The sequence below is a fragment of the Streptomyces sp. NPDC055013 genome (genome assembly GCF_053608645.1).
In genome coordinates, this window is record NZ_JBSGVW010000019.1 from 15,693 (window position 1) to 41,957 (window position 26,265).

At 68.5% G+C, this 26,265-nt stretch carries 28 protein-coding genes and 2 pseudogenes; 15 read left to right on the forward strand and 15 right to left on the reverse strand.

The window, feature by feature from the left end; translation table 11 throughout:
* Positions 1 to 78 precede the first annotated feature (78 nt).
* Positions 79 to 1,323: a PucR family transcriptional regulator gene (locus ACWGDB_RS22890; protein ID WP_453824085.1), complete on the reverse strand. Its 1,245-nt coding sequence runs from the start codon at positions 1,321 to 1,323 to the stop codon at positions 79 to 81.
* Between the two features lie 359 nt (positions 1,324 to 1,682).
* Between ACWGDB_RS22890 and ACWGDB_RS22895 the strand changes: the two genes are divergently transcribed.
* From ACWGDB_RS22895 to ACWGDB_RS22910, 4 genes and pseudogenes are all read left to right on the forward strand, one after another.
* A complete protein-coding gene (locus ACWGDB_RS22895; RefSeq protein WP_453824086.1) occupies positions 1,683 to 2,534 on the forward strand; it encodes a DUF4394 domain-containing protein in 852 nt (283 codons plus the stop codon).
* A 240-nt stretch (positions 2,535 to 2,774) separates the two neighbouring features.
* Positions 2,775 to 3,026 carry a hypothetical protein gene (locus ACWGDB_RS22900; protein ID WP_453824087.1) on the forward strand — a complete coding sequence of 84 codons (252 nt, stop codon included), beginning with the start codon at positions 2,775 to 2,777 and terminating at the stop codon, positions 3,024 to 3,026.
* Positions 3,027 to 3,263: 237 nt separating this feature from the next.
* Positions 3,264 to 4,880: pseudogene (locus ACWGDB_RS22905) on the forward strand (molybdopterin-dependent oxidoreductase).
* 70 nt (positions 4,881 to 4,950) lie between these two features.
* Entirely contained in the window at positions 4,951 to 5,610 is a 660-nt protein-coding gene (locus ACWGDB_RS22910; RefSeq protein ID WP_453824088.1) for a fasciclin domain-containing protein, read from the forward strand.
* A 137-nt stretch (positions 5,611 to 5,747) separates the two neighbouring features.
* On the opposite strand, the gene ACWGDB_RS22915 is transcribed toward ACWGDB_RS22910, so the two are convergent.
* From ACWGDB_RS22915 to ACWGDB_RS22930, 4 genes are all read right to left on the reverse strand, one after another.
* The gene (locus ACWGDB_RS22915) at positions 5,748 to 7,520 is read right to left on the reverse strand and encodes a SpoIIE family protein phosphatase (protein ID WP_453824089.1); all 1,773 of its coding nucleotides are present in this window, start codon (positions 7,518 to 7,520) and stop codon (positions 5,748 to 5,750) included.
* A gap of 58 nt (positions 7,521 to 7,578) precedes the next feature.
* On the reverse strand, positions 7,579 to 7,935 hold the full coding sequence (locus ACWGDB_RS22920) for an STAS domain-containing protein (protein WP_453824090.1): 357 nt from the start codon (positions 7,933 to 7,935) through the stop codon (positions 7,579 to 7,581).
* A 406-nt stretch (positions 7,936 to 8,341) separates the two neighbouring features.
* Entirely contained in the window at positions 8,342 to 8,512 is a 171-nt protein-coding gene (locus tag ACWGDB_RS22925; protein WP_453824091.1) for a hydrophobic protein, read from the reverse strand.
* 124 nt (positions 8,513 to 8,636) lie between these two features.
* Entirely contained in the window at positions 8,637 to 9,860 is a 1,224-nt protein-coding gene (locus tag ACWGDB_RS22930; protein WP_453824092.1) for a phospholipase D-like domain-containing protein, read from the reverse strand.
* 295 nt (positions 9,861 to 10,155) lie between these two features.
* Here ACWGDB_RS22930 and ACWGDB_RS22935 point away from each other — a divergent pair, with 295 nt between their 5' ends.
* The 5 genes from ACWGDB_RS22935 (at position 10,156) to ACWGDB_RS22955 (ending at position 14,113) form a co-directional block, all read left to right on the forward strand.
* Entirely contained in the window at positions 10,156 to 10,968 is an 813-nt protein-coding gene (locus ACWGDB_RS22935) for a SigB/SigF/SigG family RNA polymerase sigma factor (RefSeq protein ID WP_453824093.1), read from the forward strand.
* A gap of 38 nt (positions 10,969 to 11,006) precedes the next feature.
* Positions 11,007 to 11,438 carry a hypothetical protein gene (locus ACWGDB_RS22940; RefSeq protein WP_453824094.1) on the forward strand — a complete coding sequence of 144 codons (432 nt, stop codon included), beginning with the start codon at positions 11,007 to 11,009 and terminating at the stop codon, positions 11,436 to 11,438.
* Between the two features lie 235 nt (positions 11,439 to 11,673).
* Entirely contained in the window at positions 11,674 to 12,483 is an 810-nt protein-coding gene (locus ACWGDB_RS22945; protein WP_453824095.1) for an alpha/beta fold hydrolase, read from the forward strand.
* A complete protein-coding gene (locus ACWGDB_RS22950) occupies positions 12,483 to 13,754 on the forward strand; it encodes a PP2C family protein-serine/threonine phosphatase (protein ID WP_453824204.1) in 1,272 nt (423 codons plus the stop codon). The genes ACWGDB_RS22945 and ACWGDB_RS22950 overlap by 1 nt, the downstream gene beginning before the upstream one ends.
* Entirely contained in the window at positions 13,751 to 14,113 is a 363-nt protein-coding gene (locus ACWGDB_RS22955; RefSeq protein ID WP_453824096.1) for an STAS domain-containing protein, read from the forward strand. The genes ACWGDB_RS22950 and ACWGDB_RS22955 overlap by 4 nt, the downstream gene beginning before the upstream one ends.
* A 27-nt stretch (positions 14,114 to 14,140) precedes the next feature.
* On the opposite strand, the gene ACWGDB_RS22960 is transcribed toward ACWGDB_RS22955, so the two are convergent.
* Positions 14,141 to 14,440 carry a hypothetical protein gene (locus ACWGDB_RS22960; RefSeq protein WP_453824097.1) on the reverse strand — a complete coding sequence of 100 codons (300 nt, stop codon included), beginning with the start codon at positions 14,438 to 14,440 and terminating at the stop codon, positions 14,141 to 14,143.
* A gap of 250 nt (positions 14,441 to 14,690) precedes the next feature.
* On the opposite strand from ACWGDB_RS22960, the gene ACWGDB_RS22965 reads away from it, so the two are divergent.
* Positions 14,691 to 15,095, forward strand: a complete 405-nt coding sequence (locus ACWGDB_RS22965; protein ID WP_453824205.1) for an ATP-binding protein — start codon at positions 14,691 to 14,693, stop codon at positions 15,093 to 15,095.
* 303 nt (positions 15,096 to 15,398) lie between these two features.
* On the opposite strand, the gene ACWGDB_RS22970 is transcribed toward ACWGDB_RS22965, so the two are convergent.
* Positions 15,399 to 15,857 carry a MarR family winged helix-turn-helix transcriptional regulator gene (locus tag ACWGDB_RS22970; RefSeq protein WP_453824098.1) on the reverse strand — a complete coding sequence of 153 codons (459 nt, stop codon included), beginning with the start codon at positions 15,855 to 15,857 and terminating at the stop codon, positions 15,399 to 15,401.
* Positions 15,858 to 16,181: 324 nt separating this feature from the next.
* Complete coding sequence (locus ACWGDB_RS22975; RefSeq protein WP_453824099.1) at positions 16,182 to 17,099, reverse strand: RNA polymerase sigma factor SigF; 918 nt, start codon at positions 17,097 to 17,099, stop codon at positions 16,182 to 16,184.
* Between the two features lie 312 nt (positions 17,100 to 17,411).
* Here ACWGDB_RS22975 and ACWGDB_RS22980 point away from each other — a divergent pair, with 312 nt between their 5' ends.
* Both ACWGDB_RS22980 and ACWGDB_RS22985 read left to right on the forward strand, forming a co-directional pair.
* Positions 17,412 to 17,909, forward strand: a complete 498-nt coding sequence (locus ACWGDB_RS22980; protein WP_453824100.1) for a hemerythrin domain-containing protein — start codon at positions 17,412 to 17,414, stop codon at positions 17,907 to 17,909.
* A gap of 59 nt (positions 17,910 to 17,968) precedes the next feature.
* A complete protein-coding gene (locus ACWGDB_RS22985; RefSeq protein ID WP_453824101.1) occupies positions 17,969 to 18,370 on the forward strand; it encodes a DUF2267 domain-containing protein in 402 nt (133 codons plus the stop codon).
* 107 nt (positions 18,371 to 18,477) lie between these two features.
* On the opposite strand, the gene ACWGDB_RS22990 is transcribed toward ACWGDB_RS22985, so the two are convergent.
* The 3 genes from ACWGDB_RS22990 to ACWGDB_RS23000 form a co-directional block, all read right to left on the reverse strand.
* Positions 18,478 to 20,001 carry a diacylglycerol kinase family protein gene (locus ACWGDB_RS22990; protein WP_453824102.1) on the reverse strand — a complete coding sequence of 508 codons (1,524 nt, stop codon included), beginning with the start codon at positions 19,999 to 20,001 and terminating at the stop codon, positions 18,478 to 18,480.
* Positions 20,002 to 20,098: 97 nt separating this feature from the next.
* Positions 20,099 to 20,524, reverse strand: coding sequence for a DUF6003 family protein (locus tag ACWGDB_RS22995; RefSeq protein WP_453824103.1), 426 nt, complete (start codon positions 20,522 to 20,524; stop codon positions 20,099 to 20,101).
* 188 nt (positions 20,525 to 20,712) lie between these two features.
* Positions 20,713 to 21,144, reverse strand: coding sequence for an STAS domain-containing protein (locus tag ACWGDB_RS23000; RefSeq protein ID WP_453824104.1), 432 nt, complete (start codon positions 21,142 to 21,144; stop codon positions 20,713 to 20,715).
* Positions 21,145 to 21,296: 152 nt separating this feature from the next.
* Between ACWGDB_RS23000 and ACWGDB_RS23005 the strand changes: the two are divergent.
* Positions 21,297 to 21,503 (forward strand): annotated as a pseudogene (locus ACWGDB_RS23005) (FhaA domain-containing protein); the annotation flags it as partial.
* A 38-nt stretch (positions 21,504 to 21,541) separates the two neighbouring features.
* Here ACWGDB_RS23005 and ACWGDB_RS23010 read toward each other — a convergent pair.
* A complete protein-coding gene (locus ACWGDB_RS23010; protein ID WP_453824105.1) occupies positions 21,542 to 22,339 on the reverse strand; it encodes a YihY/virulence factor BrkB family protein in 798 nt (265 codons plus the stop codon).
* 475 nt (positions 22,340 to 22,814) lie between these two features.
* On the opposite strand from ACWGDB_RS23010, the gene ACWGDB_RS23015 reads away from it, so the two are divergent.
* Positions 22,815 to 23,648, forward strand: a complete 834-nt coding sequence (locus ACWGDB_RS23015) for an NAD(P)H-binding protein (protein WP_453824106.1) — start codon at positions 22,815 to 22,817, stop codon at positions 23,646 to 23,648.
* A gap of 27 nt (positions 23,649 to 23,675) precedes the next feature.
* On the opposite strand, the gene ACWGDB_RS23020 is transcribed toward ACWGDB_RS23015, so the two are convergent.
* Positions 23,676 to 24,437, reverse strand: a complete 762-nt coding sequence (locus ACWGDB_RS23020) for a helix-turn-helix domain-containing protein (RefSeq protein ID WP_453824107.1) — start codon at positions 24,435 to 24,437, stop codon at positions 23,676 to 23,678.
* On the opposite strand from ACWGDB_RS23020, the gene ACWGDB_RS23025 reads away from it, so the two are divergent.
* A complete protein-coding gene (locus tag ACWGDB_RS23025) occupies positions 24,432 to 24,803 on the forward strand; it encodes a hypothetical protein (RefSeq protein ID WP_453824108.1) in 372 nt (123 codons plus the stop codon). The genes ACWGDB_RS23020 and ACWGDB_RS23025 overlap by 6 nt on opposite strands.
* Positions 24,804 to 25,019: 216 nt before the next feature.
* Here ACWGDB_RS23025 and ACWGDB_RS23030 read toward each other — a convergent pair whose 3' ends face one another.
* On the reverse strand, positions 25,020 to 25,760 hold the full coding sequence (locus ACWGDB_RS23030) for a hypothetical protein (RefSeq protein ID WP_453824109.1): 741 nt from the start codon (positions 25,758 to 25,760) through the stop codon (positions 25,020 to 25,022).
* A 27-nt stretch (positions 25,761 to 25,787) separates the two neighbouring features.
* Entirely contained in the window at positions 25,788 to 26,252 is a 465-nt protein-coding gene (locus tag ACWGDB_RS23035; protein WP_453824110.1) for a hypothetical protein, read from the reverse strand.
* Positions 26,253 to 26,265: the final 13 nt, after the last annotated feature.

Here is a 26,265-nt window from a genome sequence, read left to right on the forward strand (position 1 = left end):
TCCGCGCAAGCGGGGGTGACCCGGTGCGCAGCGGGCCGAGCCCCATGGACCGCCACCGGTCCGGCCCGCCCGACGCGTTCAGCGCCACGCTCCCGACAGGCGCCGGGTGACGACGGCAGTGAGTGTGCGCACGCCCCGTGTCGATCCAGGGTCGATGCCCGTCAGCTCCCGGACCCGGCGCAGGCGGTAGTCCAGGGTGCGGGTGTGGACGTTGAGCGCGGTCGCCGTGGCACCGCGGTGCATGTCGTGGCGGTAGTACGCGTCGAGGGTGGTGAGGAGGTCGGGGCCGGCCTCCAGGCGGCGGGCCACCGTGCGAAGCCAGTCGTCGATGAAGGGCACGTCCGCGACGGCGAGTTCGACGAAGACGTCCGCCAGGGTGTGCGGCCGCAGCCCCGCGGACGCCCGGCGCAGCGGGGCCACCCGGCTGATCCGCCGGGCGCGCACGAGAGCTTCGGCCAGTTCCGGCAACGGTGCGGTGGCCGTGCCCACGGCGCATGGACAGCCGAGGGCACGGGCGAAGTCCCGTACGAGATCCGGCAGGTGGTCGGGGGTGAGGTCGGGTAAGAGGTCGGGAACGACGTGCGGCGGTGCATTTTCCGCCGCCACGACGCCGGAGAACAGGGGAAACAGGGCGATCAGCTCACCGCTCCCGTCGCCGCTCTCCGGTCCCCACATGACCGGCGCCCGGTGGGTCTTCACCATCGTCCCGATCTCGTTTTCCAGGAAACGATCGATGGTGGGCCGGTCCGGAATCCGGAACACCGTCACCGCGTAGCGATCCGGGAGTTCCATGTCGACGGCCACGGCGAGTTCCGCCGAAATCGGATCTCCGTTCAACAATGATCGGGCCAGCAGGGCGGCCTGCTCGGTGTACGGAATTCGGCGGCGCAGTACACGCACGAATCCCTGGCGGTAGGCGGCGATGCCGCGTTCGCCCTGCGGGGCGAACCAGGTCATCATGCGCATGAGTTCGTCGACACCGCCGCCGCGCTGGGCATCGGTCGCCTCGTTGATCTCGTGGAGCATGAGGGCGGTGTGCACGCGCAGCACCCGCTGCCGCGCATCGAGCGACATCCCGGCACCTGCCCGCAGCTCCCCCATCGACGCGATGTAGCCGAGATCGTCTCCGCTCAACTCACTGTTCTCCGGCGAAAGTTCAACAGTGCGACGCCGGAACCACATCGAGTGTTCCAGTGTCTCGGCCCGCGCCCGGCGGTCCTTGTCCAGGAACCCGAACTCCGGGATCTCACGTATGTATGTCTCGACCTCCCGGCGGGCGTTGGTCGACGCCTGCCGGGCCAGCTCGGCGAAGAGGCTCCCCATGAACGCGAGCATGCCATTCAGGACAAGCGGGCCGACAGAGGAGATCCGGACGGCGTTCATCACTTTGCACAAAACGGTGGCAAGTGTATCGGCAGGGCCTTTGTCACAGTGCGCAAAGTTCCCGGATCGGGGCGTTTTCGTCAACCCTTCTGCTTGTGGAGGAACTGTGAAACGGCCTTAATGAGAACCGCCTGCACGCCCGCCGGAAGAACATCACCGGAATCGCTCCGGCGCAACTCCGGCAGGACCGTGGCGATCAGTGCGGGCAGGAATAGGGGAATTCGCAGCCAGGCGCCTCGAATGGCGCCCGCCCAAACGGGAGGGAAACACCGATGAAAGCAGGCACGAGAAAGAGAATCATGGCGGCGCTCGCGGTCATGGTCACGTCGGCGGCACTCATGCTCGGCACACCCGGCACCGGCTCGGCCGCCCCCGCCGCCGCCGCACCCAGCCTGCGCGCCTTCGGGATCAGCGGCGACGGCACCCTGATGGCCACGTTCAGGACCGACCGGCCGCAAGTCCTCGACTGGGTCAGGGTCGTCACCGGTCTCAGCGGCGACACAGGCCTGATCGGGATCGACTTCCGGGTGCAGGACGGCCTGATGTACGGAGTCGGCAACAAGGGCGGCATCTACACGATCAAGACGCCGCCGACCACCACGGACGTCGTGGTCACCAAGGTGTCCCAGCTCCAGTACGCGCTGCACGGCGCGAACTTCGGCGTCGACTTCAACCCGGCGGCCGACCGCCTGCGCGTGATCAGTGACAACGGCCAGAACCTGCGGCACAACCTCAACGACCACAGCACCATCCAGGACCTGAACCTCACCACCCCGCCGATCGAGGGCACGACCAAGGGCGTCTCGGCCGCGGCGTACACGAACAACGATCTCAACGGGGCCACCGCGACCACCCTCGTCGACATCAACACGACCACCGACCAGGTCGTTCTGCAGTCCCCGGCGAACAACGGCACGCTCGCGCCGACCGGCAGCCTCGGCATCGACGCCGGGATCAACGCCGGCATGGACATCTACAGCACCCTGTCCGGCGGAAAGACGGTCGACAACGCCGCCTTCGCCTCCCTCACCCCGTACGGCGCCGGCACCCCCTCGCTTTACAGCATCAACATCTTCACCGGCCAGGCCACCTCCGTCGGCCAGTTCCCGCTGAACATCACGGACCTGGCCATCTCTCTCACGGGATCCTGATCCCCGGTCCTCGGCACGTCCTCGCCGCGGCCCGGCCACCGCTGGACCGCGGCGAACCGGGGCCACCGACGCAACCTCCAGGGCACGGCCGCCCCACCGGCTCGGGCACGGCACCGTACAGCGTCAGTCCGCGCAGGAGCAGCTCCTACGAGGAGGAAGTCCGCCCGGGCGCCGGCTGCGCGGGCCCGATGGACGAAGGACTCCGACGCGCGCAGGGTCGGTGACGCGGTCCCGGTCCCCGTGGACCACGACGAGGCCCGTGTCACGCAGGTGGGTCACGGGCTCGCCGTCCGGGCACCGGGGCGCGAGGGTCGGAACGGCCCGGACCTGCGGCACCTCCGCGACGCGGAGGGCGGCGCGGCCCCTCATCGCGTGGCCCACGAGGACCACCGGGACGTCACCGGCGCGGTCGGCGAGCTCGCTGAGCGCCCGCCGGACGTCCCGCAGGGCGTCTGCGTTTCGGCGCGGTTCCAGCCCGCGCAGGCGGTATAGCCCACCTCGCACAGGAAGATGCCGTCGTCCGGAAGTGCCGCGGCGACGGCCCGAACGTAGGGTCTCATCCGCAGGGACGCCGGGTGCCAGGGACGAGACGGGGCGCGGCTCTCGGCGCTGTCGCCGCACGACGGCATTTGATCCGTCGCGTGACCGGATTTGGATTGGTCAGGGAAACAGATTCATCCGATCGGGTGGCCGACCAATCCGCGCGGCTTTCAGGGCCGGATTCCCCACGTGACGGAGAACGAGAAGAAATCGCGGAGTTCCTGGAGCCCGCTGCGGCCGGCGCTCGGGGCGCTCAGCGGTGCTCTGGCCGGGTTTGCCGCGCTCGCCGTGGCCGAACTCGTGTCGGTTTGGGTGCGCCCGCAGGCCGGTCCCGTCACCGCGGTCGGAGGCGCGGCGATCGACCGTACACCCGCCGGGGTCAAAAGACTGGGCGATCCGGAATTTCGGCAACGACGACAAGCTGGTTCTGCAGCTCGGAATTCTCCCGTTCTGGCGCTCTTTGCGCTCGCGCTGGGAATTCTTGCCCTGCGACACCGGCGAACCGGAGCGGCCGGCGTCCTGCTGTTCGGGGTCGTCGGGGCCGTGGCGGCCACCAGTCGGCCGGACTCGGCCGGTCCCGCCGATGCCCTGCCCTCCGTGGTGGGCGCGGTCGTCGGCGCCGTGGTCCTGTTCCTGCTCGTCGGCCGCCTCATCGTCCGCACCGCCAGCTGGGGTCGAACCTCCGCTGAGGACACCGGTGCAGCCACGAACCCCGGATGGGATCGCCGCGGATTCGTGATCGCGGCGACCGCTGTCGCCGCCGCGTCCGCCGGGGCCGGGGCACTTGGCCGGTTCCTGAACGGGGCGCGCAGCCGTGACGCGGCCGCCTCCCGCAAGGGCCTCGTACTGCCGGCACCGGCCTCACCCGCCCCTGCGGTGCGCAAGGGCGCACAGCTGCGGATCCCGGGGATCAGCTCTTTCACGACGTCGAACCAGGATTTCTACCGCGTGGACACCGCACTCGTCGTGCCGAAGGTGGACGTGACCACATGGCGGCTGCGCATCCACGGCCGGGGTGTGCCACGGCCGGTCACGCTCACTTTCGACGACCTCCTGCGGCGGGAGTTGGTCGAGCGCGACATCAACCTGACCTGCGTGTCGAACGAGGTTGGCGGCCCCTACGCGGGCAACGCCCGCTGGACCGGCGTACGGCTGGCCGATCTGCTGGCCGAATGCGGGGTACGACCGCCGTCCCGGGGCGGACCGGCCGACCAGCTGGTGGCCCGCTCGGTGGACGGCATGACGATCGGCAGTCCGGTCGAAGACGTGCTGGACGGCCGCGACGCGCTCCTCGCCGTCGGCATGAACGGCGAGCCCCTGCCCTTCGAGCATGGCTTTCCGGTGCGCATGGTGGTGCCGGGCCTGTACGGGTTCGTCTCAGCCTGCAAGTGGATCGAGAACATCGAGCTCAGCACGTTCGACGCCTACGACCCCTACTGGGTCAGGCGAGGGTGGGCCCGCAGAGCGCCGGTCAAGACCCAGTCCCGCATCGATACCCCCAAGCCCTTCGCCCGCCCGAGGAGCGGCACCGTCATGGTCGGCGGAACCGCCTGGGCCCAGAACCGCGGCATCGGCAATGTCGAGGTCCGCGTCGACGACGGCCCCTGGCAGGAGGCTCGGCTCGCGGCCGAGGACTCGCGGGACACCTGGCGCCAGTGGTCCTTCGCCTGGCGGGCCACCAAGGGCAGCCACACCCTCACCGTGCGCGCCACCGACCGCACCGGTGCGGTGCAGACCGACAAGCGCACCCGCACCATCCCGGACGGGGCCGACGGCCGGCATTCCGTGGTCGTGACCGTCGACTGAGCCCAACTCAAGGGCCAATCACCCCATATCAAGCCGACTTCGGCTGTGAACAATCATGAGGAGAAACACCATGAACACCCGTACTCGCATGCGCCGCGTCGCTGTGACCGTGGCAGCCGTCGCTGTGCTGCCGCTGACCCTGAGCGCGTGCTCGGACGACGCCAGTGACTCCGCCAAGTCGGAGTCCTCCGGCAAGGCGTCCGCCTCGGCATCCGACGACCGTATGGACGACTCCACCGGCGCCTCCCCGTCCGACGAACCCTTCGGCCCGGCCTGCTCGGCGGTGCCCGCGGACGGCGCCGGCTCCTTCGACGGCATGTCCCAGGACCCGGTGGCCACCGCCGCGTCCAACAACCCGGCCCTGTCCACCCTGGTGACGGCCGTGAAGAAGGCCGGATTGGTCGACACCCTCAACAACGCCCAGAACATCACGGTGTTCGCGCCGACCAACGACGCCTTCGCGAAGATCCCCAAGGCGACCCTGGACAAGGTCCTCAACGACAAGGCGCAGCTGACGAAGATCCTCACCTACCACGTCGTCGGCCAGAAGCTGACGCCCGGTGACCTGGAGAACGGCTCCTTCGACACACTGGAGAAGTCCAAGCTCACCACGTCCGGTTCGGCCGAGTCGTACACCGTGAACGACGACGCGAAGGTCGTCTGCGGCAACGTGAAAACCGCCAACGCCAACGTCTACATCATCGACACCGTTCTGATGCCCAGCAGCTGACAGGTCATCAAATTTCAGGAACAGGGCAGGGCACCGCGTCGGCGGGTGCCCTGCCCTTTCCCGTTACCAGGCACGCTGCACATTCTGAGCCGCCCGGCACCTCGGCAGAACGGGCCCTCACTCCTCAGCGGTAGCCCTCAGGTACGTATGCCTTGATCAGAGGTTGGGCGTTCGGCCTTCTGCCAGGTGTCCGTTTCTTGACTCGGGTGGGTGGGTGTGCGTGCGGCGATGAGGGTGATGTCGTCGCGTGTGTCGCCGAGGTTGCGGGCGAGTTCGACGACGAGCTGGGGCAGCGGCAGGTGCCGGTGGGTGGTGGCGTGTTGACGCAGTCGGGTCATGCCGGTGTCGAGGGACTGGGTACGCGATTCGACCAGGCCGTCGGTGTAGAGCAGCACGGTGGTGCCGGCCGGGAGGGTGGTGCGGGCCGTAGGGCGCTCGGAGTTGGGTCGTACGCCCAAGAGCATGGCGTGGCAGTCGGTGAGGTAGGTGGCGTGGCCGTCGGCGCTGATCAGCAGGGGTGGGGGATGGCCGGCGACCGACCAGGCCATCTCCCAGGTCTTGTCTCGGGTGAAGTGCAGGCGGGCGAGGACGGCGGTGGCGGAGTCGGCGAGGGTCAGGCGGGCTTGGGCGGTGTCCAGGCGGCGCAGGATCTGTCCGGGTTGCTCTTCGGGGCGGTCGACGGCCAGCGCGCGGAGCATGTTGCGGAGCTCGCTCATGCGGGAGGCGGCCTGGATGTCGTGTCCGGTGACATCGCCGATGACCAGGGCGAGGTCACCATCGTGGAGGAGGAAGGCGTCGTACCAGTCTCCGCCGATTTCGGCCGCATGCTGGGCCGGCCGGTAATGGGCCGCCAGATCCAGGCCCTCGACGGTGGGCAGGTCGGTGAGCAGGGCGCGCTGCATAGTGGCGGCAATGTCGGCCTGGGCGGCGTGCAGACGAGTGTTGTCCAGGCCCAGCGCGGTGCGACGGGCCACTTCCTCGGCCAGGACACGGTCGGCTTCGGTGAAGGGCGGGCTGGCCGGGGCACGGGTCAGGGTGAGGGCGCCGAAAGTGATGGCGTGCAGTCGAAGCGGGATGATCAGTGCCTCCTGGGCCTCCACCAGCGCGAAGAGATCGGCTCTTGCCGCGGTGGCTGGCAGAGGGGCCTTGAGATGCTGGGTTCCCGCGCCCTGGAACACCTGCCCGAGTGCCCGGGTGTGGGCGGGGTGGTCGGGCAGCGGTGCAGAGTCGTCCAGCGGCTCCGGCAGGATGCCGGGAGCGTGGTGGGCGCCGGCGCTCCGGCGGCGTGCTTGGCCGTCAGCCAGATCGATGAGGGCGGTGTCCGCCAGGCGTGGGACCAGCAGGCGCACCAGGCGTTCGAGTGCTTCGTGCGCGTCCAGGGTGCTGACCATGGCCAGCGTGAGTTCGCTCAGCCAGGTGACCTCGGACAGGTCGTATTCGGCTTGCTCACGCATGGTCTCGCTGTGTGCGTAGCGGTCCGCGCGGCGCTCGGCCCGCTCGCGTTCGGCGGACGCGTCGTGGAAGACGACCACCGCCCCCTGCCCGTACCCGACTTCCGCGGGGAGCGGCGCCGCGGTCCACCACACCTGTAGCGCGCTGCCGTCGGCCCGCAGGAGCACGGCCCGGTCTCCGCTGGCCCTCCTGCCGAGCGTGATGTCGGTGAGGATGGGGCGCTGAGCAGGCAGACCGCTGTGGTCGCCCGTCGGAGGATGCAAGGTGCGGTGGGCATCGACGCCGATCAGCGTGCCCGGTGCGTAACCCAACAGCTGCTCGGCCCATGGATTGCAGGCGATCACCAGACCGTCGGCGTTCACGGCGTACACGCCGGCACCCGCCGCGTCGAACGAGGCGGCCATCAGCGCCTCGGCGGAGACGGCTGGGACGGCATCCGTCTCCGGGGGACTGTCCACGCCCCGTATTCTGCCTGCTCCTTGTGGAACATTTGAAGGCTCCCGGGTGGCCGCTGCATCAGCGGCAGGGTTCTTGGCACGCCGCGGCGGCATCGGCGAAAACCTCGATCGCGGCGTCCAGCCCGGTCAGATCCAGCAGCCGTCGGACCTGATCGCCAGGGCCGGCCAGCCGTAGCCGACCCCCATCTGCCTCGGCACGCCGCAGTCCGTAGACCACAACCCCCAGCCCGGTGGAGTCCATGAAGGTCACCTGTCCCAGATCCAGCACGATTCGGGACCGGCCCTCGCTGATCAGCACGTCAACAGTCCCTCGCAGGGCGGGAGCCAGGGGGAGCGCCACCTCGCCGGCCAGGACCACGACCGTCCAGCCCTCGCGGTCCTCGACCTCACATACGCCGGACTCCGGAACCAGCACAGTGGTTCCTCCTCACCCTGGAATACCCCGATCATCCCACCCGGCGACGCATCACCCACCACTGCTCTGCCGGGCGCCCCACGATGCTCGAGAACTCCCTTTGCGGGGCAGGGTTGAAACGCGGTGCCGTAGGGCTTACGCACTCGCCCCCAGGGGCTGTCCCCTTTGATGACAGACGCGGGCAAGCGCATACAGCCCGCGGAGGACCCGGAAACGGCCGGAACGGATGGTGTTGGAGGCCAAGGATCCCTGCGAAGCACCGCCCGCTCCGTCCACCCGAATACGCCTGCCCCGCACATACGCCCCCATTGGCCCGATGTGGAATTCCGTGGACGCGTGCGCCGCGACGGCATACCGAAGGGCCCCGACGACGATCGCCGACGGGGCCCTTCGCGCTGCGTGTTGTCTACCAGCGGTACCAGCGGCCCTTGCGGCCGCCGTGGCCCGCGGGCCGGACCACGAAGCCCAGCAGCCACACCACCAGGACGATGACGGCGATCCACCACAGGGCCTTGAGGGCGAAACCGGCGCCGAAAAGGATCAGCGCGAGAAGCAGAACGACAAGCAGGGGAACCATGATTATCAACCTCCGCACACTCAGGTGCCCCGCAAATTCCCCTTCACGCTCGAAGACTCAACGCATGATTCCGCGATTCCAGGGAAATCAGATGCGCTGCGAGCGAGCCGCATCCGCGGCGTTGCTAAAGAAATCGCCGGATGGGCATGACGGCGACCTCACGCGCTTGCTGCAGCACGGAGCGGCGCTTCCAGCGTCCCTTACGGATCGGCGTGGAGGCCTTCAGGTCCTTGTCGAAGTGGCTGTCGAGGATGGCCGTGAACTCCTGGTCCAGTACGGCGAGCATGATCTCTTCGTCGTGGTCGAGGGAGCGGCGGTTGAAGTTGGTGGAGCCGACCAGTGCGGCGACGCCGTCGATGGTGATGACCTTGGCGTGCATCATCGTCGGCTGGTACTGGTAGATCTTCACGCCGCAGGCGGTGAGGGCCTCGTAGTGGTGCTGGCCTGCCAGTTGGCAGACCCGCTTGTCGGTGTGCCGGCCGGGCAGCAGGATCTCCACCTTGACGCCCCGCCGGGCGGCTGCGCACAGCAGGTCGATGAAGTAGGCGTCGGGTGAGAAGTAGGCGGTGGCCAGTCGGAAGCGGTCCTCGGCCGACTCCAGCATCACCCGGATCAGGGTCTGCATGTCCTGCCAGCCGAAGCTGGCCGACCCCCGCACCACCTGCACCACCGCGCCGCCCTGCGGGCGGTGCGGTACGAACCGGTCGCGGACGTCGAAGAGTTCGTCGTGGCACTCGGCCCAGTTCTGGGCGAACGCGGCGGCGATGCCGTCCACGGCCGGCCCGCGGACCTCGACGTGGGTGTCGCGCCACTCGTGTTCGTCGCGGGCGTTGCCGCACCACTCCTCGGCGATGCCGACCCCGCCGGTGAAGGCCGTCTGCTCGTCGACGACCAGGACCTTGCGATGGCATCGATGGTTCTGCTTGAACGGCGACAGGAGGAGCGGCCTGCGGAACCAGGCCACCTGCACCCCGGCCCGTTCCATCTCCGCCAGCAGATCCTTTTCGATCAGCCGGCTGCCGAACCCGTCCAGCAACAGCCGCACCCGCACCCCCGCCCGGGCCCGGCCGGCCAGGGCCTGCGCGAACTCGCGGGCGATGGCCCCCTTCCAGTACACGAACGTCATCATGTCCACGGTGTGCTCGGCGGACCGGATGGCGGCCAGCATCGCGGGGAAGATCTCATCTCCGTTGCGCAGGGCTGTGAGCGCGTTGCCCTCGGTCGCCGCGATGCCGATCAGCCGCTCCAGTCGGCGGCGTATCCGTGTGGTGCGTTCCTGGACTGAAGCCAGTGCCTGCGCATCGGCGCCGGGGGCGGACAGCTCCGGCTCGTCCTGCGTACTGGTCATGGCGTCACCTGGCCGGCGCCCGCAGAAGACAGGGGAGCCACACTGCCCGGTCCGGCGCGGGGCGCAGCGAGCAGACTGTACCCCCACTTCGCACCCGAGACGCGTGGGCGGTGGGAGACCCGGCATCCATACCGTGCGTTTCCTGCCCCGTACACAATGGGCGGGGCAGCGCGGACATGCATGCGGCCGGGGCGGGCAGGAGGTGCTCAACCTGCTTTCCACCTAAGGCGGCACCGTGACGTCCTGTGTGAACGCCCCCGAGTCATCGGCCTGCAGCACGGGATCAACGGAGGTCATGGCCGACCTGCCCTGGATCGAGGACGGTGGCAAGGTCGCCCCCAAGGACGCGCGCGTGCTGTCCCGGCTGTTCCTGGACCGCCTGCAGGTCCTGGAAGAGGGCACCCGCGAGTACCAGTACGCCCGCGACACGCTGATCGAGATGAACCTGTCCCTGGTGACCTTCGCGGCCCGCCGCTTCCGCAACCGGGGCAGCGGCGACATGGAGGACATCGTCCAGGTCGGCACCATCGGCCTGATCAAGGCCATCGACCGGTTCGACCTGTCCCGCGAGGTCGAGTTCACCTCCTTCGCGATCCCCTACATCGTCGGCGAGATCAAGCGCTTCTTCCGCGACACCACCTGGGCCGTGCATGTCCCGAGGCGCCTTCAGGAACTGCGCGTCTCCCTCGCGAAGGGCAAGGAGGCCCTCGCCATCTCGCTGAACCGCGCACCCACGGTCAGGGAACTCGGAGCCCATCTGGGCCTGACCGACGAAGAGGTCATCGAGGGCCTGGTGGCCGCCAACGGCTACCTCGCCAGTTCGATCGACACTCCCGGCAGCGACGCGGACTCCAGCGACACCGGCCCGAAGTACGCGGACACTCTGGGGGAAGTCGACCCGGCGATGGAACTGTTCGAAGACCTGCACGCGCTCGGCCCCATGCTGCAGCAACTCGACGAGCGAGAGCGGATCATCATCGAGATGCGCTTCGGCCAGGAGATGACCCAGGCGGAGATCGGCCGCGAACTGCATGTGTCGCAAATGCACATTTCCCGCCTGCTCACCCGCATCCTCACCAAGCTCCGCTCCGGCCTCCTCCCCGCATGACCCCTGCTCCGCTCGTCCCCAGCGAAAGAGGCCCTGGCGTGAATGCTGAGCACGATCCCCTGCATCAGCCGGCCGCGCCCGTTGTCACCGAGCCGGTGCCAGACGTCCAACTGCAAATGCTGGTACGGCTGATCGGGCAGGACGCCAAGGCCGCGCTGCCGATCACGCTCGTCGTCGGGGGCTGCTTCCTCCACGGCGACCTGGTCTCCCACGAGAGTTGGCGAGCCGACTGGGCGCGCAGCCTGAGCGGCATCGACGGGCCCGGCGCGCGGTTGCTGGAACGCTTCCCGGAGCAGGTGGACGAAGCAGTCGCCGACAAGCAGGGCAACGGGGTTGCGCAGCGGCTGCCGCAGTGGATCCATCTGCGTGACGCCACCGGCACAGCCGCATCAGGCCGCCCCGTGGTCATGCCCCTATGGCGCGGCCGGCTCACCGATGTCTCCGGCTGGTCCCTGGGCAGGCCCGAGTAGCCGCCGAAGACGGGCACCACCGGCAACACGCTGCACCAGCTCGCCCGCCATCACGCCGGCGAGCTGACCGCGCAGCCTCACGCCAGATCCCGGGCATCGTGTGCCGCCCCTGTCCGGCCATGAGTACGGGCGCGGGTCCCGCGCAAGAAGGCATCTGCCGTCACCGGGACTGCACCATGTGAGCGGCGTTCGGGCGCGGTCATGGTGAAGGAAGCGTTCTGCGAGGATGTGCCGCATGACTGTACGCAGCAGGAACCAGGTGACGGTATCCGGCCGTACCGGGGGGCCGGTGGTGGTGCTGGCGCACGGGTTCGGGTGCGACCAGAACATGTGGCGGCTGGTGGTACCGCTCCTGGAACGCCACTTCACCGTGGTGCTCTTTGATCATGTGGGAGCCGGCCGTTCCGATCTGTCGGCGTGGAGCGAGGAGCGCTATTCCACGCTGGAGGGCTATGCCGAGGACGTACTGGAGATCTGCCATGATCTCGCGCTCGGCCCGGTGACGTTCGTGGGGCACTCGGTGAGCGCGATGATGGGGGTCCTGGCCGCGGCACGGGAGCCGGATGCGTTCACCGGTCTGGTGCTGCTCGCCCCGTCGCCGTGTTTCATCGACGATCCCGGCGCCGGATATCGCGGCGGGTTCAGCGCCGAGGACATCGACGAACTCCTGGGCTCCCTGGAAGCCAACTATCTGGGCTGGTCGGGCGCCATGGCTCCGGTGATCATGGGGAACCCCGACCGGCCGGAACTGAGCGAGGAGCTGACCAACAGCTTCTGCCGCACCGACCCGGACATCGCCCGCGTCTTCGCCCGTGTGACGTTCCTGTCCGACAACCGCGACGATCTCGCCAAGGTCACCGTTCCCACCCTCGTCGCACAGTGCTCCAGCGATGCGATAGCACCGCCGGAGGTGGGGGCCTTCGTGCAGTCCCAGATCGCGGGAAGCCGGCTGGTCACCCTGAACGCGACCGGCCACTGCCCCCAGCTCGCCGCACCGGAGGAAACGGCTGCCGCAATCACCGAGTTCGTCACCGTCGCGCGATGATGCACAAGTCGGGGGACGGCGAGAGCGGCGAACACCCGCTTCCCGAGGAACAACCGGGTGACGACCGTGCGCGCTTCTCCGCGCTGCTGGAGGACAGCGCCGAGGACCTGTACGAGCACGCGCCGTGCGGCTACCTGTCCACACTGCTCGACGGCACCATCGCGAAGATCAACACGACCCTGCTGGACTGGCTCGGCTACACCCGCGGCGACGTGGTCGGCCGAACGACGTTCGCCGAGCTGCTGACCGTGGGAGGCCGCCTCTACCACGAAACCCACTTCGGCCCGCTCTTGCGCATGCAGGGAGAGATCAGCGGGATCGCCCTGGAACTCAAGGCGGCCGACGGCAGCCGGCTCCCCGTGCTGGTCACCTCCACGGTCAAGTCCGGCGGTGACGGGCAGCCCCTGCTGATCCGCACCACCGTCTTCGACGCCCGTGACCGCCGCGCCTACGAAGCCGAACTGCTGCGTGCCCGGAAGCAGGCAGAACACGAACGCGAAGAGCTCAAACGCCTCAACGCCACCCTCCAGCAGACCCTGCTGCCCCCGACGCTGGTGAGCGTGCCCGGACTCGACGTGTCCGCGCACTACCACATCGCCTCCACCGACAAGGTCGGCGGCGACTTCTACGACCTCTTCCCACTCGCCGCCGGCACCTGGGGGATGTTTCTGGGCGACGTATGCGGCAAGGGAGCCGCCGCGGCGGCCGTCACCTCCCTGGCCCGCTACACCCTGCGCGCCGCCGCCGTCTACGACCCGGATCCGGCCGCCGTCCTGAGCAACCTCAACACCGTTCTCAACCACGAATACAACGGCACCGACCCCCGGTTCTGCACCGTGATCTTCGGACTGCTCTCCCCCGACACCGATGAGGGCGGCTTCCGGATCACCCTGGCCGCAGGTGGCCACCCCCCGGCGCTGCTCATGCGTGCGGACGGCAGCGCCCGCTATCTGCCCACACCCGGCGGACAGCTCATCGGCGTGCTGCCCGACGCCCACGTCGCCACTACCACCGTCCACCTGGAGGCGGGTGACACCCTGCTGCTCCACACAGACGGCCTCACCGAAGCCCACACCGCTTCGGACAAGGGCGACGACCGCTACGGCGACGAAGCCCTCCTCGACTTCGCCCAGTCCCTCGCGCCCACCACCGCGGCCGCCACCGTCGCCGCGATCCGCGACCTGCTCGACACCTTCGGCACCGGCGTCGACGACGACACCGCCGTCCTCGCCATCAGCGTGCCCCGACCCACCAGTGAAGAGCAGCAGTGAGCCACCTTGCTATCCACACCCGAACCACCACCGTCGGGCCCGTCATGGAACTGACCGGCGAACTCGACTACGACAACTGCACCCAGGTCCGCGACCTGCTGCCCCGCCTGACTCTTGAGCCGGGCCAGCAACTCGTCATCGACCTGACCGGCATCACCTTCTGCGACTCCAGCGGCATCACCGCCCTCATCGCCGCCCGCAACCACGCCCTCGCCGCCCAGGCCGGCATCACCCTGGCAGCAGTCCCCCACCCCATCAGCCGCATCTTCAGCATGGTCGGCCTGGACCAGGTTTTCGTCACTCATCCCACCGCACAGGCAGCCGAAGCAGCCTGGACACCCCCCGCACCCCGCCCCTGAAACCCTCACGCCGGAGCCCGCACGAGGTCAGATGCCCCGGCCACACCACCCGCGAGACTGGGCGCTGGGCCCGTCATGGACTTCGACCAGGTAGGGGTCGTCGGCGATGGAGCGGATGTGGGCAGTACGGCCTGATTGAGGCCAGTCGGCCGTGAACGGCTCGTCGAGGTCGGCCTCCTGCTCGGCTTCTTCGATGGTGTCCAGAAGCCGACCCAAGTCTTTGAGGTCCTCTGAGTCGAGTCCGAGGTGAACCGTGCCGTTCGCGAAGCCGCTGATGACGATGGCATCCGCCTCGTGATCCCGGCGCCCTGGGGTTTCGAGGCCCATTCCGGGCATGCTGACGGTCACTTCGGCGTCGCAACTCTTGGCGGTCTTTACCGGGCAATAGGGCACTTTCCCCGTCCCGGCGGAACTTCGCCGCAAGGTCAACTGAACAGAGTTCCATCCTCGGATACTGACGCCATGGGGCAGGAAGGATGTTCATGAGGCTGGCCACGGTTTCGGACGTTCGGGGATGGCCTGAATCTCTCGGGGAACGCGAAGAAGGTCGGAGTATTCAGCACACCGAAGGCTTGTGATGATCGATTCATCGGAGGAAGAAGACGAGGGGCGGGAGCCTCTGCAAGAGGCAGGCGTGCGGACCGCGGACCAGGCAAGGGTTGTGACGCGCGGGTTCCTTTCCGTTGTGGGCCCAGCGAGCGGGCCAGATGTGGATGCAGTGCTGCTGGTGGCATCGGAACTGGTGACCAATGCAGTACGGCACGCCGGCGGCGTGACCCGGTTCCGCCTGGTGGCAGGCCCAGGAACGGTGACCGTGACGGTGGAAGACGCCAGTGCCGCTGTTCCACGGCTGCGGCGCAGCGATCCAGGCAAGCCGGGCGGGTTCGGCTGGCAGTTGGTCCGGGAACTGTCCGAGGACGTAGAGGTCAGTACCCGGCCGGGTGGGAAGTCGGTGTCCGCGGTCCTGCCACTGTCTGCATGACCGGGCAGCAGGACGGAAGCCCGCGTCCAAACTCGTTGTCCGACAACGGAATTCAGCGCCGTGCGCGCTGAACGGTCAGGGTCTGCGCCACTGCCGGCATCCTGGCGGGCCGCTGGACCGTTTCGGGCAGGTGCTCGTGATCCGTCACGGCCCGCTGCACTTCCCGCTCGCGCGCATCACGTACAACGCGCAGAGGAGTCAGGGTTGCCCTCCGTGTTGCCGGAGGCTTGGTCTTCGCACCATTCCCGTGGGTTGACGGGGTTCCGTCGGCCGGGGTGACCATCCGTCCACAGTGACTGCCCGTCATGCGGGTGTGCGGGGCCCAGGCACCCGAGCTCCTGAGCCCGCGAAGCCACACACAAGGTTGAGTGCATCCCTAAGCAGGCGCTGCTCAGGTGACGGGCTCACGCTCAGAGCGTGCTCCAGAAGTTGACGGCGGCGCCGGCGAGTTGCTTCCAGAACCGTCCTTCCGGAACCCGTGAGGGACACTCTGACGTGGCGCCCCTCTACCGTACGACGTACCAGGGCGCGCGCCTCCAGACGGTTGCACATCCGGGTCGCTGACGAAGGGCTGACCCCCAGACGGTCCGCAAGTGCGGTGAGGTGGCAGGATTTCTGCGCCAGTACGGCCAGCGCACGCATCTGCTGCTCGGAGATGGTGGGTGCGATGTCTCTACGGGCGCGGTGCCACAGCTCGATCATGGATTCGGCTGTCTGCTCGACCACCGCCACGGCATCAACAGCCTCACGGTGTGTGGACATGCTCTGCTCCTTCCTCGGCGTCAGATCCAACGCGTCTACCCGCCTTGTGTCGCACCACCCATGAGCCCGTCCTCACCAACGAGTTCGAAACCGGTGCGACCTGGCCTTGCGCCTCGCGGCCTTGGAACAACCGCCAGCCACTCGGATGAAAAGCCACAGTCCGGACTGTCCGTCGACAGCCGCAGGAGAACATCTCAGGCTGCATCGATCACCTTGCACCTGGCCGAAGCGCCGTCGGCTTTCCTGTCGTTGACCAGGTCGGCGATCCGCGGACGAGGTGGCCCGTCACCGTGTTCTTCGTGCCTCACGGCGCGGCCGGGCGGGTCAGCCCGGATTGAGTGGTGTGGCGAGTTCCTCCCGCAGTCGGTTCAAGGTTCGGTTCAGGATGCGGGAGACGTACATCTGGGAGATCCCGAGTTCCTTGCCGATGGCGCTCTGCGTCATGTCGGCGGCATAGCGGAGGGCGAGGATCCTGCGCTCGCGCTCGGGGAGGGCGGCGAGGAGGGGTTTGAGGGCGTGCAGGTCCTCAACCTTCTCCAGGTTCAGGTCCGCGTAGCCGATGTGGTCGGCGAGAGCGTCATCGGCGTTCTCGCTATCGCTGGGAAAGTCGAGGGACGCGGTGGTGTAGCCGTTGGCGGCGACCAGTACCTCGATGATCTCGTCGGGATCACGGTCCAGATCCTCGGCGAGTTCCGCCACAGTCGGCGGGCGGCCGTGGGCCTGCTCCAGCCGGGACGTGGCCTTGGCCAGGTCGAGATGGAGTTCCTGCAGGCGGCGCGGGACGTGCACGGCCCAGGAGGTGTCGCGGAAGTACCGCTTGATCTCACCGATGATGGTGGGCATCGCGAAGGTCGGGAAGTTCACTCCGCGTTGCAGATCGAACCGGTTGATCGCCTTGATCAGCCCGATGGCGCCAACCTGTACGACGTCGTCATACGACTCGCTTCGCACCCCCATGCGGCGGACTGCGTAACGAACCAGCGCGAGGTTGAGCTCGACCAGCGAGTTGCGCACGTAGGCGTACTCCGGCGTGCCCTCTTCCAGCGCGTCGAGGCGTGCGAACAGCGTCTTGGACAGTGCTCTGACGTCGGCCGCGTCGACGACGGCGAGATCGGTTGGCAGGTCCTCGAGGCCCGGAACGACCGCAGCGGCGGCGCTCGGACCTCTGGTATGTCGGTCCGCGTAGGGGGTCTGGACGGGATTGCTGCTGGTCGCGGTCGTGATCGGTGTCGCGGTCGCCATTGTCGCTCCCGAAACGATGAAGGCGCCCACCGGCAGAGGGCGCGTCGTGGACTGGCTGTTACCCCTTGACTGGCTTCACATACCGACGACTTGACTAGTCATACAGTCAGTTCAATGTGCACGTCGGTGCGGGGTCCTCAGCGTCTGTGGTGCCCGCCCTTCGAGGGCGGGTTTGTTGACTCCGAGAGGCATGAGGTCTGCGCCGAACCTTTCTGACCTGCGGACTTGACGCATATGGGGTAATGGGGGCTCTGGCACGGCGACGGATTGGGTAGCAGCGGTGCAACCCACTGCAGGCAGGAGGTGTCTCTCATGACCCCGTCCCAGGATGTCGTCGACCTGATCCTCGAGGATCACCGGACGATGGAAGACCTGCTCCGCATGATGCGCAGCATCGAAGCGGATCGCCAGGCCGCGCTGCACGCATTCGCCGATCTGATGATCGCGCACGGCGAAGCCGAGGAGACCACGGTCTACCCACTGCTCAGCCGATACGACGACACCGACACCGTCGATCACGTCGAGTCGGGCCACCGGGAAGCCGCCAAGATTCTGCTCGCTCTCCTGAAGGTGCCGGAGATCGGCTCCGTCGAGTGGGACTGGAGGCTGAAGCAACTGGCCGCGGTCACCTCCCGCCACATCGACGAGGAAGAACGAACCCTCATCAACAGGGCATGTGCAAGCCTCACCCCCCAGTGCCGGGAGGAACTCACCGCCGGCTTCACCAGCGCCCGCGGCGAGCTGTTGAGGGAGAGGTGTGGCCGAGTCGGAAACGTGCACCGCATGGTCCACTCGGGGGCACCGGCGTGAGGCCACGGACGGGCGCGCATTCCAGCGTCATGATGAGGCCGCGGACGACAGGAGTCGCCATGCTCAGTACGTCGGACACCTTGGACGGCTTCCTTGCCCGGGTCGCGGACCGCGGGGGCTACGCCTGTGCCCAGCAGACGGCCAGGGCCGTCCAGCACGTGCTGGAAGTCCTGGGCGCACACCTCGTCGGCGACGACCGTACCGACTTGGCCCGGCTGCTGCCTCATCACTGCGGCCCGCTGCTGAGTGCCACCGAGCCGGCCAGTGAGCCGCTGCCCCCGGACGGTTTCGTGCAAGCTGTGGCCGAGCGGGCCGATGACGACATCTCCGAAGCCAGGCGTGCGGTGACTGCCGTGCTGCCGACGCTGGCGGAGTTGGTGGACGACGCGCTGCTGCGCCGTGTCCTCACCCAACTCCCCCCGGGGCATGCGGGCCTGTTCGGGCGCACCGATCCGGCCTGACCGACGCCGGGCCTGCAGGCAGCCACGACGAGTGCTCCAGGTACTGCCGGGCTCGCCACCGTACCCGGCGCTGCGTACGGTCCGCCGAGCTCCGGCCGGGGCCGGCCTCAACCGACGGTCGGCCGGTACACGGTGAGTGCCTCCGTGAGCTTGTCGACCAGGAACGCCGTGGGGGCGGGTGCGACCTCGCCGTCATAGGCCATCTGCGCGCCTTCCGGAAGTCCGGTGATCAGCAGCCTGCGTGGCCGGGCAGCGGCGTAGAACCGGGTCCTGGTCAGCTGCCCGGCTAGGGCGGCGGCCAGCAGGCGGGTACGCGCCAGTCGGCCGGCTCGCGCGATACGGATGTCGAGGAGGCCGTCGGCCAGGTCGTGGCGACGTACCGGAGCGATGCCGATGCTGCGATAGGCACCGTTACCCGCGAACAGCAACCACATCGAGCGGCGCTGTCCGTTCACGGTCGCCTGCACGGGGCGACCAGTGCGCAGGATCCGCGCCACACTGAGCAGCGTGGCGGGCGGACCGCCTACCCGAGGGGACCACTGCTCCCGGATCCGGACGAGGTCGGGGTAGGCACCGAGGCTGAAGGTGTTGAGGAAGTACGCCGGTTCAGGCAGGGTCGTACCGTCCTGACCGATCCCGACCAGGGGCTTGATGCGGCCGACGTCCGCCAGGACAGCGCTGCCTTCCGCAACCGCGGCCACCGCGTCGGCGACCGTGTCGACGCCAAGATCGGCGGCGAAGTGGTTGAACGTGCCGCCCGGCAACACCATCAGCGGCACCCGGTGCTGCAGGGCGGGCGTCACAGCGGCGTTCACCGTGCCGTCTCCTCCGCACACCCCCAGGACGCCTCCGCGCTGGGCGGCTTCCCGGGCCGCCTCGGCCAGGACCTTGTCCAGTGGACCATCCTCCTCCTCGTACAGCACCACCTCGGCGCGCGGCAGAAGACTCTTCACCTGCCGTACAGGATCCGCCAGTTGGGGCTGACTGCCGGATGAGGGGTTCACCACCAGGATCAGGCCGTCGCCGTCCGGCAGCGCGGGTGCGTCGGCGCAGGACCGAGCCGGCGGCGGCATCTGGGCGCGGGACGGCACCAGTCCGCGCACCGCGTAGGCGGCGCCCACCCCCAGCGCCGCACCAACCAGAACGTCGCTGGGATAGTGCACGCCGGTGTAGACACGGGAGAACGCCACCGACGCCGCGACCGGCGCCAGCGCCATCCCCCAGCCCCGCGACTCCAGAGCGACCCCGGTGGCGAACGCCGCCGCCGAGGCGGCATGCCCCGATGGGAACGAACTCGTGACCGGTTGGCGAGGAAGGTGCCGGATCAAAGGTACGGAGTCGAGCAGCGGCCGGGAGCGTCGTACCGCGCCCTTGCCCAGCGTGTTGACGGTAGCCGACGCCAATGCGAGTGAGGCCACGCCGCGTACCGCGGCGCGTCTGCCGCGTGCACTGCCCAGAGTCCAGATTCCGGCCGCGGCGGCGCACCACAGCAGTCCATGGTTCGCACTGCGGCTCAACCGCGGAAGCACAGGCTCCGCGGCCGGCCAGGACCGGGACGCCACCTGGTGAAACACGGACAGGTCGGCGGTGGCGAGAATTTGGCGGATGCGGCGCCTCGCGAGAGCGTTCATGGACTCCGCTTACCCCGCCGGTCGCAATTGACCGCAGCGTCGCACGGCCACAGAAGCGGAACCTCAAGCGCCGGGCCACTCAGGGCAGGAGGGCGGCTCAGTCGGCCAAAGCCCGCGCGACATCCTGCGGATCCAGGCCGGTGAGTTGCACGATGCGCGGCGCGGGAATCCCTGCGGTCACCGCGCGGTGTACCAGAGCTTCCCAGTCCTGGGTGGTGTCCCGGAAGCCGAGCAGCTCCGACTCCATGTCGGTGACGGGCGTGGGCGCACAGGCCTGCTCCACCCGCACCTTCTCATCCTCGCTCAAGGGAACCGGCAGCCGCTCCGCATCGTCGGGAACCAGCACCTCCGCTCCCGCCGGAACAATCCTGACCCGCCCGGAGGACACGGGAATCCCGTGCGCGTGCAGCCAGCCCCGGACTGCGGGCGTCTCCACGCACTCCAGCTCACCCACCGCGGCCAGGGCAGCGCCCATCCGCGGGTGATCGTCAGGAAGTACGAACAGCAGAGCGTCATCGGCCATCGTGATGAGACCACTCTCTCGGTAGGCGAAGCTGGCCCGATGCTAGCGCCTCCGGCATGCCCCTCTGCGCCAGTCCGCATCGCAAAGGCGCAGCACAGCGGGGCATGTTGCCCCGCGACGAGCAGCCGCACATGCGATCGACGGACGCCGAGGAGCGCATTCACTGCCGTCCGCCGGGCTCTGACGGCCTACGGCTGTTCAGGTTCGCCATCGTGGGCATTACGCCCAGGCTGTGCGGGAGGCCAGACGGGGCGCTCCCGAGGAGGCAACTCGATCAGTGCCTGGCCGACCGCTCGATAGGTGGGCAGAAGACGGGTGCTGCCGGTCTGGGCCAATAGCTCCGTCAGGCGGCGCCCTGCTCCGGCCAGAAGCAGTTTTCCGCTCCGCCGGGCCAGCAACCATCGTATGGCGAGCAGGCAGTTGAGTCCGCGCGAGTCGCAGAAGACCAGGGCGGTGACATCCAGCACCAGATGCCGGTGGCCGGCTGCGACGCTGGCACCGAGCGTGGCCAAGAAGTAGGTCTCGCAGCTCTGGTCGAGTTCACCGCTGAGCCTCAGTACCGCGCAGTCGTCGCAGCTGGCGACCTCGGTGATGGTCAGGCGGTTGGTCTGCGTGGACATTGCACCTCCATCCGGCCATCGCGCGGAGGACCACGAGAATCACACCGCGTCGACACCTGCTTCCGGACCGAGCGGACGGCTTGACCCGGCGCTGGCAGGCCGGCCACGTCGCTGCGGCACGAGTGCTCCGAAACAGCCTGGACGGCACTCCTATGGGTGCGTGTGCCCCGCATTACGGCGGGCAGCGGGAGAAGGTGAGAACTCTCTGCCGCAAACACACCGAACACGCGGAAGTGGTGCGGATACTACATCAGGAGTGCGACGACCGCGCCCTGCTGCTGGGACGGCAACGGACTCCGGCGCCCAATGCCTTCGTCGTCGAGCTGCCTCCTGCCTCGCATCACCAACTGTTCGGTAAGAGCGAGCAGTGCGCCGCGTGGGTCCCCGCTTGGACGGGTCAGCGGTCACCGTTCTGCAGTTTGACAAGCTCGGCGTTGAACTGCGCGCCGGTGAGCAGGGCAAGGTTGGACACCCACAGCCATACGAAGAAGACGATGATCCCGGTCAGCGAACCGTAGAGGCGGCTGTAGGTGCCAACGAGCGAGGCATAGAGGGCGAAGCCGACGGATGCGAGCAGCCACAGGACCACGGCGAGGGCACCGCCGAGGGCTCTCTGAACCAGACCGCGCGCCGGGGCCGGCCCTGTGTTGAACAGCACCAAGACCAGAACAGCGGCCAGGAACAAGAGCAATGGCCATTTCACGATGCTCCAAGTGGTGTCGGCGGCCTCACCCATTCCCATGAGCCGGCCGACGGTGCGCGCCAGTTCCCCGGTGAGCATCAGAGCCCCGGCGCTGGTGACGAACAGCCCCAGGAGCACAAGAGCGGTGATCACGATGCGGGGAGCGGTCCGCCACACCGGTCGACGATCCTCGACCCCATGCATGGCATGCAGCGCCCGACGGAACACTGCGAGGTAGCTCGAGGCGGACCACAGTGCTCCTGTGGTCCCGAACACGACCACCAGCCAAGTGGCGGCATGCCGGTCGGCCATGCCACTCAGGGCGTTCTCGATTACGGCACGCGACTCCGCCGGTACGACAGCGTTCACGTTCCCGATGAGGTCCCGGACGGTCCCGGCGCCGGTGAGGCCGACGAGCGAGACGGTGACGAGAAGCGTCGGAAAGATGGACAGCACCGCGTAGTAGGTGAGCGAGGCGGCCCAGTCCGTCACATCGTCGTTCCAGATGGACACGGGGGTCCGCCGCAGAGCCGTCAGGTTGCGCCGGTATCCCCCGCCTCCCTCCCCGAACCACGGTCCCTCGGCGGCAGGGACCGTCAAGGGGCGAGACGTCCTGCCCAGCATCATGCGCCTGCCGCGGGAGTGGGCGACCTCGCCTTCGTGGTCAAGGCCCGGCTCGCCCGTCTCGACGTGAGTCAGCTCGGCCGCCACCGGCTTGGCGCGGTGCGCCGCCACAACGGAGAACCTGTCCCAGAGCCGTGCGCCGAGAATGACCGATCCCAGCTGTCGCACCGTACGCACCATGAAGGTTCGGATACCCGCCACCGCTGAACTCACCCAGACCGGCCGGGACCATGGCGCGGACGTCGCCGGCGATGTCCGTGCGCGTTCCTGGCAGCAGGACAACACCGAATCTCCTTGACCTGAAGTGCGATTGAGCTTCTAGCGTTTCCTCAAGCTGATCATGTGACGACAGGAGAACGCGCTCGTGATCCTCGTGACCGGAGCCACCGGAAACATAGGAAGTGCACTGCTGAGGCAGTTGCACCGATGCGATGTGGGGCCGCTAAGAGGATTCACCCGCGACGCCGCACTGGCCACGTTCCCCGAAGGTGTCGAGACCGTTGAGGGTGATTTCACGGAGACGGAGTCGTTGAGACCTGCTCTGGAGGGGGTGCACTCGCTGTTTCTCGTGTCACGTCTGGGTTCGGACGCCGACATCCTCGAGGCCGCCCGGCTGGCGAAAGTGGAGCACGTGGTGCTGGTGTCGTCCATCACGGTCCAGACCCATCCGCATCTGGGCCCCGCCGGCGAGAACCTGGCCGTCGAGCGGCTGCTCCAGGACAGCGGCTTGGCCTGGACGATCCTGCGGCCGACGCAGTTCGCCTCGAACGCTCTGATGTGGGCGGCGTCGATCCGCGACCGTGAGACCGTCCGTGCGCCGTATGCGGACACCGGGCTGCCCACGATCCACCCTGCGGACATCGCGTCGGTGGCACGGGTGGCGCTGACCGAGCCCGGCCACCGGGGGCGGACGTATGCCCTGACCGGTCCCGAGCCGGTGACCGCCCGGCAGCAGGTCGAGGCCATCGCGGCAGCACTCGGGCGGGATGTGCCCTTCACCGAGATCAGCCGGCAGGAGGCTCGCGCTCAGATGGCCGCAGTCTTCGGAGACGGGGCCGCGGATGCGGTGCTCGACGTCACGGGCGGAGACGTCAATGACGAGCTGCTGGCGGTACGCGACACGGTTTCACGGGTCACCGGCTCCGCGGCCAGACCGTTCCAGCAGTGGGCCGCGGAGAACGCCGACTTCTTCCGCTGAAACACCCGGCCCTTCAGAGCCGGGACCCTACGCTTCCGCGCGTCGCAGAGAGGCGGGCGTGCGCCCGAGGAAGTCCCGTGCAGTACGGGTGAGGTGGGCCTGGTCGGCGAAGCCTGCGGTGGCTGCGGCCATGGCTGCACTGGAACCCGCCAGATCGGCGATCGCGGTACGGAGCCGTCCCCATCGACGCAAGCGGGTGAGCGCGATGCCCACGTCCTGCCGGACAAGGGCGCGAAGCCGCGCTGTCGACAGGCCGACCTCGATGGCGATGGAGGTGATGGGCATGTCCGGATCGCGGGACGTACACAGGCGGACAGCGTGGGCGACTCTCGGATCGAGCGGGGTTGGGCACCCGGCGAGTGCCCGAAGCTCGGTGTGTCCGGCGGCCAGGTCCACGCAAGTGCTGGGGCCGTTGGAATCGGTGGTGCCGAGCGCGGCGAGTAAACGGCGGACCTGGCCTGCATCAAGCCGTATCGGCCCCGGGCAGGAAGGCAGCAGCCATGAGTCGACGAACAGGACGATGTAGGGGGAGGTCGCCGCGCAGGCGTGGGCCAGCTGGGGCGGAACGATCAGCCCTGGCGCCGCCACCATGGGCCTTCCCGACTGGAGGAGTTGAGCGTGGCCGCTGATCGGCAGCACGGCTTTCCACGCAGGCAGCCGGTGTTGGGCGACGCGGAACGGGCGGGACTCGGCAAACATCGTCGCCTCGGTGCCGGAGGCGAAGACGAGGCGGCGATCGTTTTGTTCAAGTGCCCAGGCGCGAGGTGAACGGATCATCGTGCCATGCACGCTATCGCTGCCGTCGGATTGGCGGTGTTCCTGGCCGTCACGGGGCTCATACATTTCCTGGCCCCCGACTACTTCCGCATGCTGGTACCCGCATGGCTCCGCCGGGCACGGCTCCTCGTGGCCGTCAGCGGGGCGGCGGAGGTCGTCGTGGGTGCGCTGGTGCTGGTTCCGTGCAGCAGACCGGCCGGGGGCTGGGCCGCCGCTGTCCTGATCACCTGTTACCAGGTGTCCCACGTGGACGCGCTGCGACGTGCACGGCCGGACCGGCCCCGGCTGCTGGAGCGGCCGCTCGGGGCGGTGGCTCGGCTGGTGGTGAACGTCCTGTACATCGCCTGGGCGGTTGCAGTAGCCAGGTCAGCGACCTGACGCCGATGCGCGGCGGCCGATCGTCCGAAGGGCGCCGTCATCCGCCCGTAGTCACAGAGGAAGTCATGCCATCAGTCACCGCCTTGTTGTCTTAGGCGCCGGTTGCGTCGGGGGATGTCTGTCATTCGCGCCGCTGCCGCCCAAGACACGATGCTGCAGGTATGCGCAGGCGGTCCCCCGCGCGAGGAACGGCTTGTTGCCGCACTCGCAGGCCGGTCAGAGGGCGTCGACCGCGCTCACCTTCCACCCCTCCGCCGTGCGCGTCATCGTCATCCGCACTCGGTTCAGGTCCACGCGGGATCCGGAGACCTGCGTGCTCTGTGTGACCTGGTTGACGAAGAGCAGGACCACAACCTTGTCCGGGGAGGCCGAGACGACGGAGGTCGCCGGGGTGCCGGTGGCAGGGGCCGCGATCGTCGCCTTCACCACTCCCCGGTACTTCCTGGCCGCGGGGCCGACCACGGTCTTCGTGGTCTTCCCGTACTCGTGGCGGAAGTCGCCGGTCAGGTGGGTACCGGCCGCCGCGAAGTCCTTGTCCAGGTGGCGGTGGTCGTACGAAAGGACGACCGGTGCCGCCTTCCGGGCGGCCGCGACTGCCTGCGTCCGGGCGCTCTCTGTGCGGCCTCCCTCCCGGTACTGCCAGCCGAGTACTGCGACCGCCATCAGGCCGGCCATCAAGAGGGCGCCGAGCACCGCGGTGAGCTGCCGGCGCCGACGACGGGGCCAGCCCCTGTCCTCTGGTGGCACGTCCTCATCGAATGACTCCAGCGACGGCTCGGGCGGGTCCTCCCAGCCGTCCTTCGGGGCCTCGATGAGCACGGTGCGTCCGGCGACAGCGGGCTCCGGGGTGGGTTCGCGGTGGCCACGCGCCGCTCGCTTGGCCGCTGCGCGGGCTGCCGTCGTCATGGTGCGCCGGGTGCCGGAACCGGGGGCGCGGCCGGTGGTTGTCTTCGCCATGGTCGTACTCCTCAGTGGTGGTGCCTGTCAGCCGACGAACTCGACGTCCGACGTCAGCCAGCGGTCGTCCCGGTGGACCAGGTCCAGCTGCAGGCGATACGTGCGCGCCTCACCCTGGGGCGCAGCCGTGTTGGTCACTTTGCTGTCGGTGACCACCAGGACGCGGGCCGAGTTCTCGTCCGAGCGGACGATGCCGGCCTCCAGGACCTGGCCCTCGGACACGGACTTGTTCGTCACGACGAGCTGCGTCAGCTGCTCCGTCTGGGCGGCGAACTGTTTCTTGAAGTCACCGGTCGCGCCCGCCAGTACGTTCGCGCTGTCGCGGTCGTAGTGCCGGTAGTCGAGCGAAGTGAAGTTCAGTGCCGACTGGCGGGCCGCGGCCAGGATGTCCTGGCGGCGCTGGTCCGCCTCGCGCTGGGAGGAGACGGTCAGGGCCAGCCATGTCGCGAGTGCCGTGGTGAGGATCGTCGCCGTGACGAGTCCCGCCGTCATCGCTGGATGACTC